Source organism: Streptomyces sp. NPDC057010 (genome assembly GCF_042673805.1).
Taxonomy (GTDB): Bacteria; Actinomycetota; Actinomycetes; order Streptomycetales; family Streptomycetaceae; genus Streptomyces.
Genome location: NZ_JBHUSC010000129.1, coordinates 1 through 1,831 on the forward strand (window position 1 = coordinate 1; position 1,831 = coordinate 1,831).

At 71.5% G+C, this 1,831-nt stretch carries 1 protein-coding gene and 1 pseudogene; one reads left to right on the forward strand and one right to left on the reverse strand.

Annotated features, from left to right (window positions below; all coding sequences use genetic code 11):
- Positions 1 to 372: 372 nt before the first annotated feature.
- The gene (locus tag ACFTXQ_RS36570; protein WP_382649977.1) at positions 373 to 1,536 is read right to left on the reverse strand and encodes an acyl-CoA dehydrogenase family protein; all 1,164 of its coding nucleotides are present in this window, start codon (positions 1,534 to 1,536) and stop codon (positions 373 to 375) included.
- Positions 1,537 to 1,604: 68 nt separating this feature from the next.
- On the opposite strand from ACFTXQ_RS36570, the pseudogene ACFTXQ_RS36575 reads away from it, so the two are divergent.
- Positions 1,605 to 1,831, forward strand: a pseudogene (locus ACFTXQ_RS36575) (helix-turn-helix domain-containing protein); the annotation flags it as partial.

The window sequence follows — 1,831 nt, forward strand, 5'->3', positions numbered from 1 at the left end:
CGCCGGGGGGGTGGGGGGCCCCGGGCCCGCCCCCGGTGGGGGGGGGGGGGTTTGGCCGGGGCGGGGTTGGGGGGGGGGGGGGGGGGGCCGGGGGTGGGGTGTCGTCCGGGACGGGCTTCGATGTTCGGCGCCCTGGGGTGGTTGGTTTGCCGGGCGGGAGCGTGCGCCGAATTCATCTCGTTTTAGTCCCGGCCGACCCCCCACCCCCTCCCCCACCCCGACCCGCACATCCACGGCCCGCCCGGCAAAATCCACCCACGCCGGCGGTTGAGGCGCGGGGTTCGGGGCGGAGCCCCGAATCCTTGACCCGCACCCACCCGGTTCCGGTGGGCACATTCAGCCTCGCCGGCGTTTGAGGCGCGGGGCGGAGCCCTAGTAGGACTTGGGGAGGCCCAGGGTTTGGTGGGAGATGAAGTTGAGGATCATCTCGCGGCTGACGGGGGCTATGCGGGCCACCCGGGAGGCGGTGATCAGGGCGGCCAGCCCGTACTCGCGGGTGAGGCCGTTGCCGCCAAGGGTGTGGACCGCCTGGTCCACCGCACGGACGCACGCCTCCCCCGCCGCGTACTTCGCCATGTTCGCCGCCTCGCCCGCCCCCATGTCGTCCCCCGCGTCATACAGCAGCGCAGCCTTCCGCATCATCAGGCGGGCGAGCTCCAGCTCGATGTGGGCCTGCGCCAGGGGGTGCGCCACCGCCTGGTGGGCGCCGATCGGGTCCTTCCACACCTGCCGGGTTCCCGCGTAGGACACCGCCTTGGCGAGGGCGTAGCGGCCCATGCCGATGGCGAAGGCCGCCGTCATGATGCGCTCGGGGTTGAGGCCCGCGAAGAGTTGGAGGAGGCCCGCGTCCTCGTCTCCCACGAGCGCTTCCGCCGGCAGGCGTACGTCGTCCAGGACCAGTTCGAACTGCTTCTCCGCCGCCTGCAGTTCCATGTCGATGACCGTGCGGGTGAAGCCGGGGGTGTCCCGCGGGACGATGAACAGGCACGGCTTGAGGCGCCCGGAACGGGCGTCTTCGGTGCGGCCGACGATGAGCGTGGCGTCGGCGATGTCGACGCCGGAGATGAAGACCTTGCGGCCGGTGAGGATCCAGTCGTCGCCGTCGCGGCGGGCCGTGGTGGTGATGCGGTGGGAGTTGGACCCCGCGTCGGGTTCGGTGATGCCGAAGGCCATGGTGCGGGTGCCGTCGGCGAGGCCGGGAAGCCAGGCCTGCTTCTGGGCCTCGGTGCCGAAGCGGGAGATGACCGTGCCGCAGATGGCCGGGGACACGACCATCATGAGCAGCGGGCAGCCCGCGGCGCCGAGTTCCTCGAGGACGATGGAGAGTTCGGTGATGCCGCCGCCCCCGCCTCCGTACTCCTCGGGCAGGTTGACCCCGAGGTAGCCGAGCTTGGCGGCCTCGGCCCACAGCTCGTCGGGGTGGCCGCCCTCGCGGGCGACGCGGGCGAGGTACTCGCGGCCAAACTTGTGCCCGAGGGCGGCTACCGCCGTGCGCAGGGCCTTGTGTTCTGCAGTCTCGATGCTTGCGGAGTTCATACCGGTCTCCTTACGTGAGGCCGCCTGGCTTAGAGCCGAGCGGCGACGGCTCGACGTCGTGCACTGCCATGGCCCGGGCTTGTGTTCGGATCGTGACCGCCCCTAGCGTCCGGGGCGTGGGAGCTACTTCCTCCGTGAAGCGGGCGTATCGGTACCGCTTCTATCCGACCAACGCGCAGGCTTCGGAGCTGTCGCGGACGTCGGGTCTGTGCGGAAGGTCTACAACCTGGCCCTCGCCGCCCGTTCCGAGGCCTGGTCGGTGCGTCGGGAGCGGGTGGGTTACGGGCAGACGTCG